Below are 16,181 nucleotides of genomic sequence, written 5' to 3' on the forward strand. Positions count from 1 at the left end.
GCTCCTGTTCGTCGGCGGTCTCAGCGGGCGGGGCCGGGGAAGGGCGGGGAGTCGTTCAGCCCGAGGTACGTGACCAGGTCGGACGGGTTCTCGGCGAGGGCCGCGAGGGTGGTGAGCCGCGCGAACGGCGGGCTCTCCTCGGTCCTCTGGGCGAGCCGGCGTCGGGCCTCTTCCAGCGCCTCCGCGGCCTCGCGGCCGATGTTGAAGGCGTGGGCGCGCCCGAGCCAGCGCGTGTCGAAGTCCAGGCCGACCGGGTCGCCCGCACCGGAGACGGTGGCCGTGACGTGCCCCGAGCTGCTCCGGCCGGTGACCTCGGTCCCGGACATCGCGTCCGCCTCGGCGCCCGCCTCCTCCATCGCGCCGTCGAGCTCGTCGAGCATGTCCAGCAGCCGGTTCAGGGCCCGCGTATCGTCGATCGTCGCCCCCGCCTGCTCGAAGCGCTCGAACAGCTGGCCTGCCACCGTCTCGGACATCCCGGGCCGGGGCCGGGGCCGGGGCGGGTCCGCCTCGGCGCGCTCGACGGCCTGCCCCCAGGCCTCCAGGCGCTGCGTCACGGCCTGTTGGTAGGCGCTGAGTACGGCGGAGCCCAACTCGGTGTCGCGGAGGGACCGGTGCCAGTCGGGGTCGACCCGGATACCGGCGAGCTTTCCTTCCGTATCGAGGTCGACCGTCACCGACCCGGTGTCGTCGGAACCCTGGCTGGGACCGGCGTTCTTGAGCTGCTCAAGAACTTGCGCGTCCACGTCGGCACGGTCCCGGATGTCGTCGATGTGATCGCGGGCGTCGTCAGGCATGGTTCCCTCCCCGTTGTTGTCGCCGGCAGGGCCCCGGTGGGAGTGGCCGGCCAGCGGGCCACAAGTCACCCCTGGACGCGGCGACCACACGCCGACGCAACGAACCCCCCGGTCATCCCGACCAGAAAAGCGGTGGCGTGTCCCTCTGGATCAGAGTCCCTCCCGAGCCACCGAGACTGAGCAAAGACACATTAGACCTTGCTCACTAGCTCCTCCACCCCAACCGCACGCCTATCCAGTCGGGTTGGAACCCGGCTCGTGGAGCCGGGCAGTACGGGGAATCTCTTCCCCGCATCCGGCTTCGTGTCGTCTGGGACGAACTCGCCCTCGCACAGCTCAGGTTCGGCTGTGCCACGAAGCCGGAGCGGACAGCTGGGACGCATGTGCCCCAGCTGTCCGGCCGTCCGGTGGGGGCTCTGAGCCCCCACCGGATTCAGCGGGCGGCGTCAGCGGTGACCGAAGTAGCCCCACCCGCGGTGGTCATGGCGGTTCCAGCCACGGTGGTCGTGGCGGTTCCACCCGTGGTGATCGTGACGGTTCCACCCTCGGTGGTGGTGGTAGCCGTTGCGACCCTCGTCGTAGTGGCGGTAGCCGTTGTCGTGCGTACCGTGGGCAGGCGCGGACTGAACGGCGCCGGCGACTCCAGCACCACCCAGCGTCGCGACGGCCGCTAGAGCGATCGTGGCGGCAAAGCGGGATACCCGCATTGGACCTCCTGTGGCAGCGGACGAAGACGTCCGCGTGAATGGGATCTCACCAAGGATCAGCCCGAATTGGCATCAAAAGCCGCATTGCACCTCACAAGACACTCTTTCTTGTGAAAACCGCAGATTCAGTGTTCTTCTGGTTCAGAACGGACCTGCGCAGACGCGTACATGAGCTTGGGACGGAGTACGGCCACCGTGCGCCCCCCCGTGCGGGCGCGCGGTCGCCGAACATCCGAGCCGCCCTGTGGCGTCCCGTTGCCGGCGGTTGCTAGCAGCTTTCGATGTGGTCGATCCGGAGGACCGGGAGCCACCAGTCGTGGTGGCCGCCGGCGGGGATCTGCTCGCAAGTGCCGTCGGGGCCAAATGAGATGACCGGGCGAAGCCGCAGGTTGTTGGCGCAGCCGTTGTCGACGCGGACGTAGCCCGGCCACGTGTGCACCTTGAAGGTCACGCAGTCCGGCGCCGTGTCCTGCGTGGACACGCCCCCCTGGGGCTGGGTGACCCCGGATCCGCCACCCACCGGGGCAGCCGAAGCGGTCGCCGGCACCAGGCCGATCAGCGACAGCGCGCCGGCCGTCGCGCCGACAGCAAGCATTTTCCCAAGTCGCACGGTATTTCTCCCTTACCGTCACATGCGTTGCCCTGTAAGGAAAAGCAGTAGGACGCCGGCAGCGGGCGAAATCCGCTCAGGGTTGTGTCGCGGATTCCCCGTTTGCCCGATGGCCGGCACGGAACCAAGCATCGGCGACCGGGCGCCAAGAGGACCGCGCCCGGATGCCGCCCAGGCGGATTCGCCGGGACGGGAGGACGGTAACGGGCGCCACCGAGCAAGTCAACTGAGGTGGATGAGTTACGGGATTCCGCTCCACCTCAGTTGGTGGCTAGGATGCGGGCATGGCAGACGACATCGTCAGAGGCGCGCTGGCGACGAAGCTGGACCACTTGTTCAGCGCCGTGCGTCCCGCCGACGGCGACGAGTTCACGTACGACGAGGTCGCCGAAGCCATCAAGGCTCAGGGTGGTCCCACCATCTCGTCGACCTACCTGTGGCAGCTGCGCAAGGGCCTCCGCGACAACCCGACCAAGCGTCACCTGGAAGCTCTCGCGACCTTCTTCGGCATCCCCGCGGCGTACTTCTTCGACGACGCGCAAGCCGAACGCATCGACGCCGAACTCGCGCTGCTCAGCGCGCTGCGGGAGGCACCGGTTCGGCACATCGCCCTGCGCGCACGGGGGTTGTCGCCGAAGAGCCTTGAGGCGATCAGCGACATGGTCGACCGCGTCCGCGAACTCGAAGGACTGCCTGAGCCCCCGGACGACGCGGACCGATGATCCGGAACAGCCGGCGGAAGGTGCGGCGCCGCTGCGCCGCGGTGCTCCGGGACCTGCGACTGCCGGACTCGTTCGACGTCCCGACGCTGTGCGCCGAACTGAGTGCGCGCCGCGGGAGGCCGATCAAGCAACTGCCTGTGCCCAACCTGTCCGACGTGTGCGGGCTGTGGATCGCGACCGATACCGCCGACCTGATCGCGTACGAGCAGTGCACGACCGTGCCGCACCAGAACCACATCGTGCTGCACGAGATCGCTCACATGCTGTGCGACCACTACCCCGTCACGCTCAGCCCCGCTGAGCAGGCACGGCTGCTACTGCCCAGCCTCGACCCGGACATGGTCCGCCGGGTGCTGGGCCGCACCGGCTACTCCAGCGTCGAGGAGCAGGAGGCGGAGTTCCTGGCGTCATTGCTCGGCCAGTACGCCCGCCCGGCCCCTCACGACGACTCCGTGGTCGGCCGGCTCCGATCCGCTCTGGAGAACGGTCGCGGCCGTGGGTGAACCGGTGCGGAACTACGCTCCGGCCCTGCTCGCCTGGGGGATGGTGCTGTGGCTGCGGCCGGGACCCGCGCCTGGCCGTCGGCTCGTTCGGATGTGCGTGCTCGGCCTTGCCGTCTCGCAGACGGCACTCACACCTGCTGCCATCACCTTCACCGACGCCATGGGAGGCCTGCACAGCATCGAACGGTTCGTCGGCCACGCCGCCATGGTCGTCGCCGTATGGGCAGGCGCTCAGATCCTGCTGCGGCTGCACGGGTACGAGGCACGCGCCCGCGTGCACACGGCGTGGGTGATCTCCGCCGGTGCCGCGATGTGCGTCCTGTTCGCCCTCACCCCGGACTTGTATCCGCAGTCGCCCTGGGTGATGGAGTACTGCATCGCCTATGCCGCGGTGTTGCTGCCCGAGTTCACGGTCATCGCGCGGCTCTGCCTGCAAGACGCGCTCAGAGCACGGGACTTGACGCTGCGTCTCGGGCTCGGCCTGGTCGTCGCCGGAATCGTCGCAGCGGCCTGCTACATGACCAGCAAGACCGTCGTCGCGATCTCCGCCCGGGCGCCCGTCGACTTCTCGCCGGGAAGGGGCTTCGTGATGAGCAAGGCCCTGCCGACGACGGCGCACCTGCTGGTGCTCGCCGGCGTGGCGGTGCCGGCGATCGCCGAGTGGATGCGCCGGTACCGGCGCTACCGACGGCTCGGCCCGCTGTGGTCCGCCCTCTACCGGGCCGAACCCGCCATCGCGCTGGAACCCCCGGGCCTGCTGCGTGGCAGCACCCTCTTCCCGACGCGGCTTCAGCTGTACCGGCGAGTGATCGAGATCCGCGACGGTCTGCTCGCGATCCGCCCCTACCTCCCGGTCGACGAGCCCGACTCCGGCGGGATTGAAGACGACCGACGAGAAGCCGCCAGGATCGCGGCAGCCCTGCGTGCCCGCGAGAAGGAAATGCCGCTGCCCTCGGCCGACATCACCGCGGTGGGCGGCCACGACCTGGGCAGCGACACCGAATACCTCTGCCGTCTCGCCGACGCGTACCGCGATGTCGCGAGCGCTGACCGCCGCACGAAGCGGTAGGCAAGACCTGGTCAGAGCTTCGACGGGGGAAGGCTTCCCCCGCCCGCGGGGCGCGCTCAGCGACTGCTCAGCGGCTTGCCGTACTTCTGAGCCGTGGACAGGTACGGAAGGCCGAGCGTGCGGGGCGAGAAGGCCGCCGAACCGCCGGCCGAGCCGCCGGGCAGGAGCCATACGGCGCCCAGTGAGGCGTTCTCACCAGGGGATCCGACCGTGACGTCCGGGACACCGTCCGCGTTGTGGTCACCCGAGGCGACCGCAGCGCCGAAGGCGTCGCCCGCCTCCGCGACGCCCGGTACGCCGGACGTGTCCTGGTTCCAAGTGGCGGACGTGGCAGCGCCGTCGGCGTCGAGCAGACCCTGGGCGCCGCCGTGGAGCAGCCAGGCGGCGCCCGCCCCCGCTCTGCTTCCGATGGCCTCACCGGGAGCGCCCGCGATCAGGTCGTCACGGCCGTCGCGGTCGACGTCGGCGACGTCGAGGGCGGCGCCGAAGCGGTCGCCGTCCTCGGCCACGCCCGGGACGCCCGCGGTGTCCTGATTGAGGGTCTGGGCGCGGCTGCCGAACGAGCCGCTCGCGGGGCTTCCGTAGTGGACATGGACGCCGCCCCCCTTGGCGAGTCCCTCGGGGCCGCACGGGTCGTCGATGTTCTCGTCTGCGATCTCACGGCATTCGCCGAGCGCCAGGTCGTCGTGGCCGTCGCCGTCGAAGTCGCCGGTGGCCAGGGCGGTCACGCCGGCGTTGTCCGTGTTCCAGAAGTTGGCCATCGCGGACCGGTCGGCGTCCCACTTCCAGAGGCGCACGTGGGACTGCGTGTTGGGGTCGCCCGCGGTCCAGTACGCCAAGGCCAGGTCCGCCGTCCCGTCGCCGTCGTAGTCACCGGTGGCCAGGACGGGGGCGCGGCCGCCCATCGGGGCCGCGACGACGGTGGTGACCATGCTGTCCTCGCCCTGGATCACACGGGCGACGACCTTGTCCGTGCCGCCGATCACGATCGTCTTGTTGCCACCGCCGGTGAGGTCGGCCGCCGCGACCGATTTGCCGTACGCGGCCGACGGCGTCGGCCCGGTGAGGACCGACGACCCCGGTCCCGGCCCGTCCTTCGAGCCGCCCACGGCGATGACCATGCCCGCGTCCGTGCCGCGGTCGGTGACGTCCTCGCCGGGGACACCGGCGAGGAGTTCCGCGATGCCGTCGCCGTTGAGGTCCGTCAGGGCCACGGATGCGCCGAAGCGGTCGCCCGCCTCCGGGGTGCCCGGAACCTCGGGGGTGGCCTGGGTGACACGGATGCTTCCGTGGGCGCCGGCACCCTTCGGGCCGCCCCAGACGACGTTCACGTACCCGGCCTTGGACCGGCCGCTGACGGTGCCGTCCGGGACGCCGACGGCGAGGTCGGCGTAGCCGTCGCCGTTGAAGTCGCTGGTGACGGTACGGGGTGCGGCAGCGGTGGCGCCGGACGGGAGCACGAACCCGGCGGTGGCCGCGGCGGCGGCGATGGCGTACGTCAGAATGCGGCGGCTGTGCGGCACGGAGACCCCCAACTGGTCGAAGGCGTGGGGGGTATCTGATGTGACCGTCGAAGGGCGGGTCTGGTTGTACGGAGTTCACCGCTGGTCCGCGGCGTGTTCACGGTGGGCACGGGCCGGGTCCTGGTTGTCGCGCGTGAAGTGGCTCAGGAGATCGAGCACGGCGGGATTCCGGGACTGACCGGGAGACCGCATCGCCCCCTACGCTGACCGGGCGCGACGCGCGAAGCGCAGCGAGAAGGGGACGGTGGGATGGACCGGGTCGACACGATCGTCGTGGGTGCGGGCATCGCGGGGCTGACCGCGGCACGGCTGCTGTCCCGCAGCGGTCAGCGGGTCGCGCTGCTGGAGGCTCGCGATCGCATCGGCGGACGTGTGTGGAGCGACCGGGACGGCGGGGTCGTCACCGATCTCGGCGCGTCCTGGATCCATGGGGTCACCGACAGCCCGGTCGCCGCGGCGGCGGCCGCGTTCGGGCTGCGGACCGCGGAGTTCACGGTCGGCGGGTACCAGCCGTACAGCCGGCCCATCGCGTACTACGGTCCCTCGGGCGTTCGTCTCACCGAGGACGAAGTGCGGCGCTTCGTGGCCGACATCGGCGCGGTGGACGCCGAACTCGCCCGCGTCGTGGCCGCCTTCACGCCGGGGCGCTCGTACGGCGAGGCGGCCGAGTCGGCCCTGGCCGCCCAGGGCTGGGGAGCGGAACGCGCCGAGCGCGTCCGGGAGTATCTGCGCCACCGGACCGAGGAGCAGTACGGCGTCTGGATCCGTGAACTCGACGCGCACGGGCTCGACGACGACTGGATCGACGGCGACGAGGTCGTATTCCCCGACGGCTACGACGCCCTCGCGACGCACCTCGCGACCGGGCTCGACGTTCGGCTGGAGCACGTCGTCACCTCGGTGCGCTGGTCGTCCGGTGGAGTCGAAGTCACCGCCGATCACGGCGTGTTCACGGCGAACCGTGCTGTGGTCACCGTTCCGATCGGGGTGCTGAAGTCCGCGGAGTTCGTGATCGAGCCCCCGCTCCCCGAACCGGTGGCCGGTGCGGTCGCACGCCTTGAGATGAACGCCTTCGAGAAGGTCTTCCTCCGTTTCCCCTCGAAGTTCTGGGACGACGAGGTGTACGCCGTCCGCCAGCAAGGGCCGAACGGGGTCTGGTGGCACTCCTGGTACGACCTCACCGCCGTGCACGGCGTGCCGACGCTCCTCACGTTCGCCGCCGGTCCGGCCGCGCAGGAGACGCGGGGGTGGGAGCGGGGGAAGATCGCCGACTCGGTCCTCCGCGAGCTGCGCCGGCTCTACGGCGACCGCGTAGAGGAACCCGTCGGCGTGCACGTGACGTCGTGGCAGGACGACCCGTACTCGCGGGGGTCGTACGCGTATATGACCGTGGGCTCGGCGCCCGAGGACCACGACCTTCTCGCCACCCCGGTGGGCGGCGTGCTGCATCTCGCGGGCGAGGCGACGTGGACCGACGATCCGGCGACGGTCAACGCGGCGCTCCGCTCCGGCCACCGCGCCGCGTGCGACGTCCTCGGTCATCCCGTTCCGATCGAGGACGCCTGGGCCGCCGGCTGAGGGGGGTCGGCCGATCGGCCCCGGTCCCGTACGGCGGCCCTGGTGAGTCCAACTGGTGCAGGCGACGCTGGAATCAGGCCAGCCCGAGTTCGTAGTGAGTCCGGGCACGTACCGACGTCACGCTCCGCCATACGGCCTGGTCAGGAAGCTCCGCCCTCCCGTCGGCGCAGACCCTGTTCCTCCGCGCCCCCCCGTGCGGTCGTTTGCCGTGCTAGCTTTGATTTCGGTTGCAGTTATGGTTCCCAGCATTTTTAAGTGCTCTTTTCGGTTGTATCGACAGGCACATTTCTTTGTTTCCGGTGTCTCCGGGGCGGGGCGATTATTGCGGCGACGTGGGCTCGCAGAGTGCGATCCCAGGCATGCCCCGAAGGAGAAAAGACAGTGGCTACGGGCACCGTGAAATGGTTCAACTCGGAAAAAGGCTTCGGTTTCATCGAGCAAGAAGGCGGGGGCGCCGATGTCTTCGCCCACTACTCCAACATCGCCGGCCAGGGCTTCCGCGAACTGCAGGAAGGCCAGAAGGTGACCTTCGACGTCACTCAGGGTCAGAAGGGTCCGCAGGCGGAGAACATCGTTCCCGCCTGACACCGCGGCGTGCTCGGGAGCCGGTGTCCGCACCTTCTCGGTCCGGACCTCGGCTCCTTGCGTAACTCGCGTCCGCACATCGCCGACGTATCCCGGACGCGGCGAGTGGCAGGAAGCTGTTCACGGCCCACACGTTCGGAACGCATCCGGCCCGGCGCGGGAAGATCCGCCCGAAATCGCACCACGCCCTCAAACCGCTTCCTGGCCCGGGCCTCGCTCCGCCAGGGCGCCGGGCCCGGTCGTCCGACAGCCGGCGCCGGCCTTTGTTTCGTTTTCGTTTTTCCGGCTCGTTCTTGCGTTTTCCCGTGCCCTCAGGGCTGCCAGGGGTGCCTCGACACGTGCCGCATCGAGGAAGGTTCTGCATGAACCGCACAGCACGCATGAACGACGGCTCCGGTACGGGAGGCATCGCAGGTTCGCGGAAGGACCGCGGCTTCCGCCCCCGGGCAGAGGGCGGCAGGAATCGCCCGACGCGTTCCCAGGCCCGCAGCCGCTCGGCTGGCAAGGGTCGTCAACGTGTCCAGCAGCATGGGGAGTTCTCACCCCCGGTCACTGTCACTCCGGCCCTTCCCGCGGTCGAGAGCTTCGCGGATCTGGACATGCCGGCACCCTTGCTGGCGGCCCTGCGCACCGAGGGCGTGACCGTGCCCTTTCCCATCCAGGCGGCGGCACTGCCGAACGCCCTGGCCGGCAGGGACGTACTGGGACGCGGCCGCACCGGATCGGGCAAGACCCTCGCCTTCGGCCTGGGCCTGCTGGCCCGTATCGCGGGCCGGCGTGCAGAGCCGCGGCGGCCGTTGGCTCTGGTCCTCGTTCCGACCAGGGAGCTGGCACAGCAGGTCACGGAGGCGCTCGCCCCGTACGCACGGCGGTTGGAGCTTCGCCTGACCACTGTGGTGGGCGGGCTGTCGATCGGACGGCAGATCCAAGCCCTGCACGGCGGAGCAGAGGTCGTCGTCGCCACGCCGGGCCGGCTCAAGGACCTCATCGAGCGGAGGGCCTGCCGGCTGGACGCTGTCGCCGTCACCGTGCTGGACGAGGCCGACCAGATGGCAGACATGGGCTTCATGCCCCAGGTCACCCGTCTCCTGGACCAAGTGCCGAGCGCCGGCCAGCGGCTGCTCTTCTCCGCCACCCTGGACGGCAACGTCGACCTCCTGGTCCGCCGTTACCTGGACGACCCGGTCGTGCACTCGGTCGATCCGTCCGCCGGCGCGGTCACGACCATGGAGCACCACCTGCTGCACGTCCAGTCCGAGGACAAGCGAGCCGCCACCGGCGAGATCGCGGCCCGGGACGGCCGGGCACTGATGTTCGTGGACACCAAACGTTCCGTGGACCGGCTCACCAAGTACCTGCTCAGCAGCGGTGTACGTGCAGGCGCCCTCCACGGCGGCAAGTCTCAGGCCCAACGCGCCCGAACCCTCGCCGAGTTCAAGGCCGGCGCGGTCACGGTTCTGGTGGCCACGGACGTCGCCGCCCGAGGCATCCACATCGACGACCTCGACCTCGTCGTCAACGTGGACCCGCCCAACAGCCACAAGGACTATCTGCACCGCGGCGGTCGTACTGCCCGTGCCGGCAAGTCCGGCAGCGTCGTCACGCTCGTCCTGCCGGACCAGCGCCGCGAGATGACACGGCTGATGGCCGACGCGGCCATCACCCCGCAGACCGCGCACGTCCGTCCCGGCGAGAGCGAACTGAACCGCATCACGGGCGCCCGCGCGCCCTCCGGAGTCCCCGTCACCAAGCCGGTGACAGAGCCGCCCCGGGGCGGCGCCGCGACGCCCGGACCGCGAAGCGGCCGACCCGGCCCCGGCCGGCAGCAACGCCGCCGTACCGCGGGCCGGAAGGCATCCGACGTCTCGGCACAGACCCTCACGGGCGGACGTCGGGCGGCCTCAGGCTCACGGCATATGGCTCGTGACGCGAGTCGAGTCAGCAGGCGCCGCGTTCCCGGTGCGTCGTGAACGCCGAGGCGGGCCGCCGGGTGGCCTGACGCGGACGGACAGCGCCGGGTACGAGTCCGCACGTGCTTCGCACAGGCGTCCCGCGTACCGGCGGCAGTGACGTCGCCCCACCACCTCTTCCTCTTCCCGAGCGTGCCGAGCCCGCAGCTGCGCAGGGCCCGGCCCGTCGTCCGGCAGTACGGCGCTGAACCGGGCGTGGCCTGTCCGGAGACCGGGCTCATCGGCCTGCCGACTGGGCAGGGGAATCCAGCGGGTTGGCGGCCAGCGTCGCCGCGAGGCCCGAGCGCACCGCATCGGCTGCGGGACTGCCGGGTTTGCGTGCGGCCTGGGCCTCGAAGCACGCCAGGAACTCATCTGCGAGGTCGAGGCGCGGGTAGCGCGCCAGCACCTCGGCCCGGAAGGCGGCCGGATAGTCGCCCGCGTCCCTGCCGTTGATCTCGGTGGCGGTGGCGCGGGCCAGCAGATGTCCCTCGGGGTCCGCGGACGCATCCACGCGCGGCCACATATGACGGACGATCACATCCGACAGGCGCTCGCGGCGCTCCGCCGGCCAGCCGGCGCCCGCGGCGAAGACCTGAGCGACGTGGCCGCCTGCCTCCTCGAATGGGACGGTGTGGCTGTCGAACGCCGGAACCAGCCCGATGTCGTGGAACAGCGCGGCGACATAGAGGAGTTCGGGGTCGAAGGGGATGCCGTCCGCCGTGCCCCGGGCGGCCGCCCACACGTAGGCACGCAGCGAATGGTTGAGCAGCGCCGGGGAATGGCAGGCCGTCGCGACGTCCAGGGCGGCGGCCGACGTCGCGCTGTCGGGCATCAGGAGGGTACCGAGCGACATACGGGTCACTGGGGGCCCGCATCCGTGGAGCTGTCCGGCACGATGCGGATGATCGTCTTGCCGGGGGTGCGGTGGCCGGGCGCGAACGCCGCGGGGGTCTCGGCGAGCGGGCGCACGTCCCCGACGACCGGCTTGAGCCGTCCGCTCCGCAGCCGCTGCGCGAGGTCGGCGAGCCGGACCCGGTCCGTTTCGACGACGAAGAAGACGGCTCGCCCGTCCTCGGGCTTGACCGTGGGCGGGGCGGGGATGGTGACAAGGGTGCCCCCGGAGCGCACCAGCGCGGCCGAGCGGTCGAGGATCTCGCCGCCGATCACGTCGAACACGACGTCGACCTCTCCGATGTCCTCCAGCCGGTCCGCCTGGAGGTCCACGAAGGCGTCGGCGCCCAAGCCGAGAGCTGTTTTCCGGTCGGCGGACCGGCCGGTGCCGATCACGCGAGCTCCCGCCTCGCGTGCGAGCTGGACCGCGATCGACCCGACGCCGCCTGCGGCGCCGTGGATCAGGACCGTCTGCCCCGTCGTGAGCCGCCCGTGCTCGAACAGGCCCTGCCACGCCGTAAGTCCCGAGATCGGCAGCGCGGCGGCGACGTCGTGGTCGACATCCGCCGGAAGCGGGGCCAGGTTGCGGGCCTCCACCGCGGTGTACTCGGCCAGCGATCCGTCACGGGTCCAGTCGGACAGGCCGAAGACCCGCTGGCCGACGGTGAGGCCGGTGGTGCCGTACCCCAGCTCGGCGACCACACCCGACAGCTCGTGCCCGGGCACGCTCGGCGTCCGGTCGCGACCCGCGCGGTCGGTCCAGGTGCCGGGCCAGGCGAGCTCTCCAGGAGTGAATCCCGCGGCGTGCACGCGGACGATGACGTCGTTCTCGGCGGCGTGGGGATAGGGCAGTTCGGTCAGGGAGAGTCCGCTGACACCGGCGTCACGGTCGCGAACGGTGATGGCTTGCATGGAAGTTCCTCTGGCGGGCTGAGCGGCGGCGATCAAGCACACCGTTGCCCGCTCCGGGCGACAGGGCACGGGATGCGCCGTGATCGCGACCGAATGCTCCAGCCAGTCCATCCGCGTGGACCATTCGGCGAACCACCGTCGCCCTGGTCCGCAAGTGGCGTCCTAGCGCTCTGCCTTGAGGGTCACCGGCCGGTCGTTCCTCAGCTGGGTGAAGAGCCTCTGCGCCTGTGCCCTGTCCCAGAGCACCGCGCTGCCCTTGGAGGTGGTGAGGCCGCGGTCGGCCACGGGGATGCTGACGCGCTTGCCGTTGCCTGCCGTCACGCCCTTCACCGCCCGGAACAGCGAGGTGAGGTTCGACGGGCCGGTGTCCTTGTCCACGATGAGGGTGTCCAGCCCCGAGCCCAGGGCCGAGTAGACCGTCGAGGGATCGAGCACGGTGCTCGGTGAGGCGGCCTTGCGGGCGAGGGCGGTCAGCAGCTTCTGCTGATTCCTGGTGCGGCCCAAGTCGCCCTGGGCCTCCTGGTGCCGCTGCCGGACGAACGCGAGCGCCTGTGCGCCGTCGAGGGTCTGGCAGCCCTTCTTCAGGTCGACGCCTGACTTCTTGTCCTTGACGTCCCTGTCCAGGCACATGTCGACGCCTCCCACCGCGTCCACGATCCCGACGAATCCCGCGAAGCCGATCTCCGCGTAGTGGTCGATGCGCAGGCCGGTGTTGCGCTCCACCGTGCGGACGAGCAGCCTCGGGCCGCCGTAGGAGAACGCCGCGTTCAGCTTGTTCTTCGTCGGCGGGTAGTGGATGCCGGTGTCGGCGCGGACGAACGGCGGGATGGTCGTCCACGAGTCACGAGGCAGGCTCGTCATCGTGGCGCCGTGGGCACCGGTGTGCAGCAGGATCATGGAGTCGGTACGGCTGCCCTCGGCCGTGCCGGTGTGCAGATCCTTCTTGGCCTTGGTGGAGAGGCCCTGCCGGCTGTCGGAGCCCACGATGAGGTAGTTGGTGCCCTTGCCCCGCGGGGGACGGTCGGGGACCTTGGCGAGGTCGACGTCCCGGTTGAGCTTCGTATCGGCCCATACGTACGTGCCGAGCGAGCTCATCAGCAACACGGCGACCAGGAGCGCCACCATCCGCACGGTGCGGCGGCGCTTGCGCGGGCGGTCCCTCATGGATCTGCCGCCCTGCCGGTAGGCGCCGCCACCGCCGGCGCCCCGCGGAGGTATGTGTCGCGGCGGCTGCGGAGGCGCCGTCGCGGGCGCCGTGGGTGACGCGGGTGTCGCCGGCGGATGGGTGGTCCGATGCGACACCTGCCCGGGGATGACGCGCGCCGCGCGTATCTCACCGCCGCGCACGCTCCCGTAGGGCCTTCCGTCAAGCCAGTCGCTCATGGGCGGCAGCCTCCATGCTCGCGGTGGTTCGTGCCAGGCAATGCTGAAAAGACATCAAGAAACGTGGGATTCGGATATCTGTCATCTGATCTCTGATTTACGACGCACGGCGTCGCTCCGGACAGATGCGCCCGGCGCGGCGCCGTGCGGGCGGGTGGCCCGCGTGAGGCGCCGGCGCCGTCCCTGTCATCTCGACGACAGGCTCTTGTGCTCGTACGCGATCGGCCGCCCCAGCGGCGCGACGGCCGTGCCCGAACGGTGCTGGTCGGCTGTGCCCGAGCGATGCATCCGGTGCCACTTCAGCCTGGTGCCGAGCAGCAGGGCGACCACGGACTGGATGACCACGAGGTACATCAACTGCCGGTAGACGAAGAGCTGGAAGGGCATCGACCACAGCGCCCGTACGCGTTCGCGGTCCAGCCGCAGCGCGTACCCGGCCGTGATCAGCTGGACGGTGAGGAAGCCGAGCCACACGCCGCCCGCTTGGACGGAGCCCTGGAAGAGCATCCCGTACAGCACGAAGACGTCGACGATCGGCGCGAACAGGGGGAGTCCGACCTGGAAGAGGGCGAGATAGCTCAGCCCCCGGCGGCCGAAGCGCCCGGCGGGACCCACTTCGGCGACGGTACGACGGTGCTTCCACATGGCCTGGAGCGTCCCGTAGCACCAGCGGTAGCGCTGCCGCCACAACTGCCGCAGCGAGGTGGGGACTTCGGTCCAGGCGACGGCGCTCTCCTCGTAGACCACCCGCCAGCCCGCCTGCCACATGGCCATGGTGAGGTCGGTGTCCTCGGCGAGGGTGTCCTCGCTGACGCCTCCGACGCCCATCAGCGCGTCCCGGCGGAAGGCCCCGATGGCTCCGGGGACCGTCGGCATGCACTCCAGCACCTCGAACATCCGCCGGTCCAGATTGAAGCCGCAGACGTACTCCAGGTGCTGCCATCTGCCCAGCAGCCGGCGGCGGTTGCCCACTTTCGTGTTGCCGCTGACCGCGCCGACCGCGGGGTGCGCGAGCGGCTGGATGAGGCGGTGAACGGCGTCCGCATCGAAGACGGTGTCCGCGTCGACCATGATCACGATGTTGTACATCGCGTGCGCGAGACCGGTGTTGAGCGCCGCGGCCTTGCCGGAGTTGGGCTGCCGGATCACGCGCACCCGCGGGTCGTCGATCCATGTGGCGATGTCCGCCGTCGAGTCCGTCGATCCGTCGTCGATCACGACGACCTGCAACTCCCTGTGCGTGGAGGCGAGTAGCGACCGGACGGTGGACTCGATGCCCGCCTCTTCGTTGTACGCCGGGACGAGAACCGTCACCGGCTCGTCGACCTCCCGCAGCCAGGGCGATCCCGGGCGGAATCTCTCAAGGCGCCGGACATGGGTGCGGGCGAAGAAGGCCAGCATCAGCAGCCGCAGAACCCCCAAGCTGCCGGCTGTCACGAGTATCCAGGCCATTCCGCTCGCGATCGCGTGGCCGAGGCTCTTGAACCAGTTGAGAGCCGTGCCCGTCCATCGCTGGAGTGCGGAGACCCGGGTCTCGGCCGGCTGAAGCCCCACCCCCTTGGTGACTGTGGTGAATTGCTCGACCTTGCGGTTGCCGAGAAGCTTCCTCGCCTGTGCGTATCCGGCGTCCGTCTGGCTGTACTGCCGGATCACTCCACGCGACGGCTTCCGGGACAGCTTGTCGCCGGCGACCAGCGTGTAGCCGTCCGCGGCGGCGCGCCGCGCGGCCTTCCACTCCGCGCCGCACATGGTGTCCACCGAGGTGGTCTGCGGCAGCCGCAGGAGCCTGGTGTTGACGCCCGCGGTGCCCGCCAGAGTCGACTGCGTGAGCGAAAGCTCCAGCCGGTAGCGGAGGTTCGAGGCCGAGCCCATGGCGGCGCCGGTATAGCTGTTGGAGCCGATCTCATGGCCCTCGTCGCGAATCCGCTGTATCAGGTCCGGGTGTCGGGCCGCCTCCGCGCCGTAGACGAAGAACGTGGCGTGCGCGTGGTGCTCGCGCAGCAGATCGAGCAGGCGCGGCGTCCATACGGGATCGGGCCCGCCGTCGAAGGTGAGCGCGACCTTGCGGGCGGGCATCGCGGCGGACCGCAGCCCGGCGCCGTCTCCCCTCAGCACCGGACCACCCCTCGCCACCTCCCGCGGCACGGGCTCTGTGCAGTTGCGCTTCGTCTTCGCGGCATCGACCTCGTGACCGGTCCAGCCTTCGAAGAGCAGCGCTGCGAACACCGTCGGCAGGAGGAGTATCAACAGCAGCCAGTGGCCCCGGGGATCACGGGACAGCGCGTGCTTACCCCTCATCGGGCGATGCGTCCCCTCACCACAGAGGAGACATGGGGCACGGCTCGTACGACGCATCTGCGGCCGGACGTCACGGCTCTCGCCGGGGACGCGGCAACAAGGGGCCGGATGGAGGCGACCACACCCGGAGAGTCCGGAACACCCGCCTCACACCAGCCGGATGCGCTGAGGCGTAGCTGGTGGGTGAACCTTTTCTGGAGGCTTCCATTCCGGTCTTCACACATGGTCGGGGAGTGTAACCATCCCGAATCGGGCACTTCGGCGGCCCGTCAGCACGTCCGTCCGGAAACGCCCTGGTGAGACGGGAACCGACGGCTTCACTCCCTTCCCGAGACGGGATGAGCTGTGACAGGTGTCACGGATGATTCATGTGTGACCCCTTATAGGTACGCATGACCTGAGCATCCTCGTGCCCGACCACACACAGGAACGCCACACGTCCGGGCGCCTTTCGGAGCCTTAGCGGAAACGGCGCCTGGAAGCGGTGATTGGTGGCCTGTGGACGCATCGCCGGGCGGATGAGAATGCGGCGGTGATCTGCGCAACTATGCGGAACATCCGGGCCGAGCGATGAGTTCTGCCAGACGTGCCGGTCTCCACCGACGCCAACGCCCACGTCCGTGCCGACGGCCCCTTGGCTGCGAGGCGACGGTG

General features: G+C 70.2%; 13 protein-coding genes. 6 read left to right on the top strand and 7 right to left on the bottom strand.

What is annotated here, in order from left to right; genetic code table 11:
- Positions 1 to 20: 20 nt before the first annotated feature.
- Together QQM67_RS22320 and QQM67_RS22325 are read right to left on the bottom strand one after the other, a co-directional pair.
- Entirely contained in the window at positions 21 to 794 is a 774-nt protein-coding gene (locus QQM67_RS22320; protein WP_314175802.1) for a YbaB/EbfC family nucleoid-associated protein, read from the bottom strand.
- Positions 795 to 1,769: 975 nt separating this feature from the next.
- On the bottom strand, positions 1,770 to 2,096 hold the full coding sequence (locus QQM67_RS22325; RefSeq protein ID WP_314175803.1) for a hypothetical protein: 327 nt from the start codon (positions 2,094 to 2,096) through the stop codon (positions 1,770 to 1,772).
- 299 nt (positions 2,097 to 2,395) lie between these two features.
- Here QQM67_RS22325 and QQM67_RS22330 point away from each other — a divergent pair, with 299 nt between their 5' ends.
- From QQM67_RS22330 to QQM67_RS22340, 3 genes are read left to right on the top strand one after another with little or no spacing between them, the layout of a single operon-like run.
- Complete coding sequence (locus QQM67_RS22330) at positions 2,396 to 2,833, top strand: XRE family transcriptional regulator (protein ID WP_314175804.1); 438 nt, start codon at positions 2,396 to 2,398, stop codon at positions 2,831 to 2,833.
- On the top strand, positions 2,830 to 3,336 hold the full coding sequence (locus tag QQM67_RS22335) for a hypothetical protein (RefSeq protein ID WP_314175805.1): 507 nt from the start codon (positions 2,830 to 2,832) through the stop codon (positions 3,334 to 3,336). Before QQM67_RS22330 ends, QQM67_RS22335 begins: the two co-directional genes overlap by 4 nt.
- Positions 3,329 to 4,405, top strand: coding sequence for an MAB_1171c family putative transporter (locus tag QQM67_RS22340; protein WP_314175806.1), 1,077 nt, complete (start codon positions 3,329 to 3,331; stop codon positions 4,403 to 4,405). Before QQM67_RS22335 ends, QQM67_RS22340 begins: the two co-directional genes overlap by 8 nt.
- A 56-nt stretch (positions 4,406 to 4,461) precedes the next feature.
- Here QQM67_RS22340 and QQM67_RS22345 read toward each other — a convergent pair whose 3' ends face one another.
- The gene (locus tag QQM67_RS22345) at positions 4,462 to 5,928 is read right to left on the bottom strand and encodes an FG-GAP repeat protein (RefSeq protein WP_314175807.1); all 1,467 of its coding nucleotides are present in this window, start codon (positions 5,926 to 5,928) and stop codon (positions 4,462 to 4,464) included.
- 249 nt (positions 5,929 to 6,177) lie between these two features.
- On the opposite strand from QQM67_RS22345, the gene QQM67_RS22350 reads away from it, so the two are divergent.
- The 3 genes from QQM67_RS22350 to QQM67_RS22360 all read left to right on the top strand — a co-directional run bounded on the left by QQM67_RS22350 (position 6,178) and on the right by QQM67_RS22360 (position 10,061).
- Positions 6,178 to 7,506 (top strand): flavin monoamine oxidase family protein, encoded by a 1,329-nt coding sequence (locus QQM67_RS22350; RefSeq protein WP_314175808.1) that lies wholly within the window; start codon positions 6,178 to 6,180, stop codon positions 7,504 to 7,506.
- 381 nt (positions 7,507 to 7,887) lie between these two features.
- On the top strand, positions 7,888 to 8,091 hold the full coding sequence (locus QQM67_RS22355) for a cold-shock protein (RefSeq protein ID WP_314175809.1): 204 nt from the start codon (positions 7,888 to 7,890) through the stop codon (positions 8,089 to 8,091).
- A gap of 362 nt (positions 8,092 to 8,453) precedes the next feature.
- A complete protein-coding gene (locus tag QQM67_RS22360) occupies positions 8,454 to 10,061 on the top strand; it encodes a DEAD/DEAH box helicase (RefSeq protein WP_314175810.1) in 1,608 nt (535 codons plus the stop codon).
- A 217-nt stretch (positions 10,062 to 10,278) separates the two neighbouring features.
- Here the strand turns inward: QQM67_RS22360 and QQM67_RS22370 are convergent, their stop codons facing one another.
- The 4 genes from QQM67_RS22370 to QQM67_RS22385 form a co-directional block, all read right to left on the bottom strand.
- The gene (locus tag QQM67_RS22370) at positions 10,279 to 10,875 is read right to left on the bottom strand and encodes an HD domain-containing protein (RefSeq protein WP_314175811.1); all 597 of its coding nucleotides are present in this window, start codon (positions 10,873 to 10,875) and stop codon (positions 10,279 to 10,281) included.
- Positions 10,876 to 10,901: 26 nt separating this feature from the next.
- Positions 10,902 to 11,846 (bottom strand): NADP-dependent oxidoreductase, encoded by a 945-nt coding sequence (locus tag QQM67_RS22375; RefSeq protein ID WP_314175812.1) that lies wholly within the window; start codon positions 11,844 to 11,846, stop codon positions 10,902 to 10,904.
- A 162-nt stretch (positions 11,847 to 12,008) separates the two neighbouring features.
- On the bottom strand, positions 12,009 to 13,010 hold the full coding sequence (locus QQM67_RS22380; protein ID WP_399067366.1) for an LCP family glycopolymer transferase: 1,002 nt from the start codon (positions 13,008 to 13,010) through the stop codon (positions 12,009 to 12,011).
- Between the two features lie 405 nt (positions 13,011 to 13,415).
- Complete coding sequence (locus QQM67_RS22385) at positions 13,416 to 15,527, bottom strand: bifunctional polysaccharide deacetylase/glycosyltransferase family 2 protein (protein ID WP_314175814.1); 2,112 nt, start codon at positions 15,525 to 15,527, stop codon at positions 13,416 to 13,418.
- Between the last annotated feature and the right edge of the window lie 654 nt (positions 15,528 to 16,181).

The organism is Streptomyces winkii (assembly GCF_032248595.1).
Lineage (GTDB): Bacteria > Actinomycetota > Actinomycetes > Streptomycetales > Streptomycetaceae > Streptomyces > Streptomyces winkii.

Bases quoted from the DNA above. Each gene is read 5' to 3' on its own strand.
- QQM67_RS22325 (WP_314175803.1), bottom strand. From the start codon at position 2,096: ATGCTTGCTGTCGGCGCGACGGCCGGCGCGCTGTCGCTGATCGGCCTG.
- QQM67_RS22370 (WP_314175811.1), bottom strand. From the start codon at position 10,875: ATGCCCGACAGCGCGACGTCGGCCGCCGCCCTGGACGTCGCGACGGCC.
- QQM67_RS22385 (WP_314175814.1), bottom strand. From the start codon at position 15,527: ATGAGGGGTAAGCACGCGCTGTCCCGTGATCCCCGGGGCCACTGGCTG.
- QQM67_RS22320 (WP_314175802.1), bottom strand. From the start codon at position 794: ATGCCTGACGACGCCCGCGATCACATCGACGACATCCGGGACCGTGCC.
- QQM67_RS22330 (WP_314175804.1), top strand. From the start codon at position 2,396: ATGGCAGACGACATCGTCAGAGGCGCGCTGGCGACGAAGCTGGACCAC.
- QQM67_RS22375 (WP_314175812.1), bottom strand. From the start codon at position 11,846: ATGCAAGCCATCACCGTTCGCGACCGTGACGCCGGTGTCAGCGGACTC.
- QQM67_RS22360 (WP_314175810.1), top strand. From the start codon at position 8,454: ATGAACCGCACAGCACGCATGAACGACGGCTCCGGTACGGGAGGCATC.
- QQM67_RS22335 (WP_314175805.1), top strand. From the start codon at position 2,830: ATGATCCGGAACAGCCGGCGGAAGGTGCGGCGCCGCTGCGCCGCGGTG.
- QQM67_RS22380 (WP_399067366.1), bottom strand. From the start codon at position 13,010: ATGAGGGACCGCCCGCGCAAGCGCCGCCGCACCGTGCGGATGGTGGCG.
- QQM67_RS22350 (WP_314175808.1), top strand. From the start codon at position 6,178: ATGGACCGGGTCGACACGATCGTCGTGGGTGCGGGCATCGCGGGGCTG.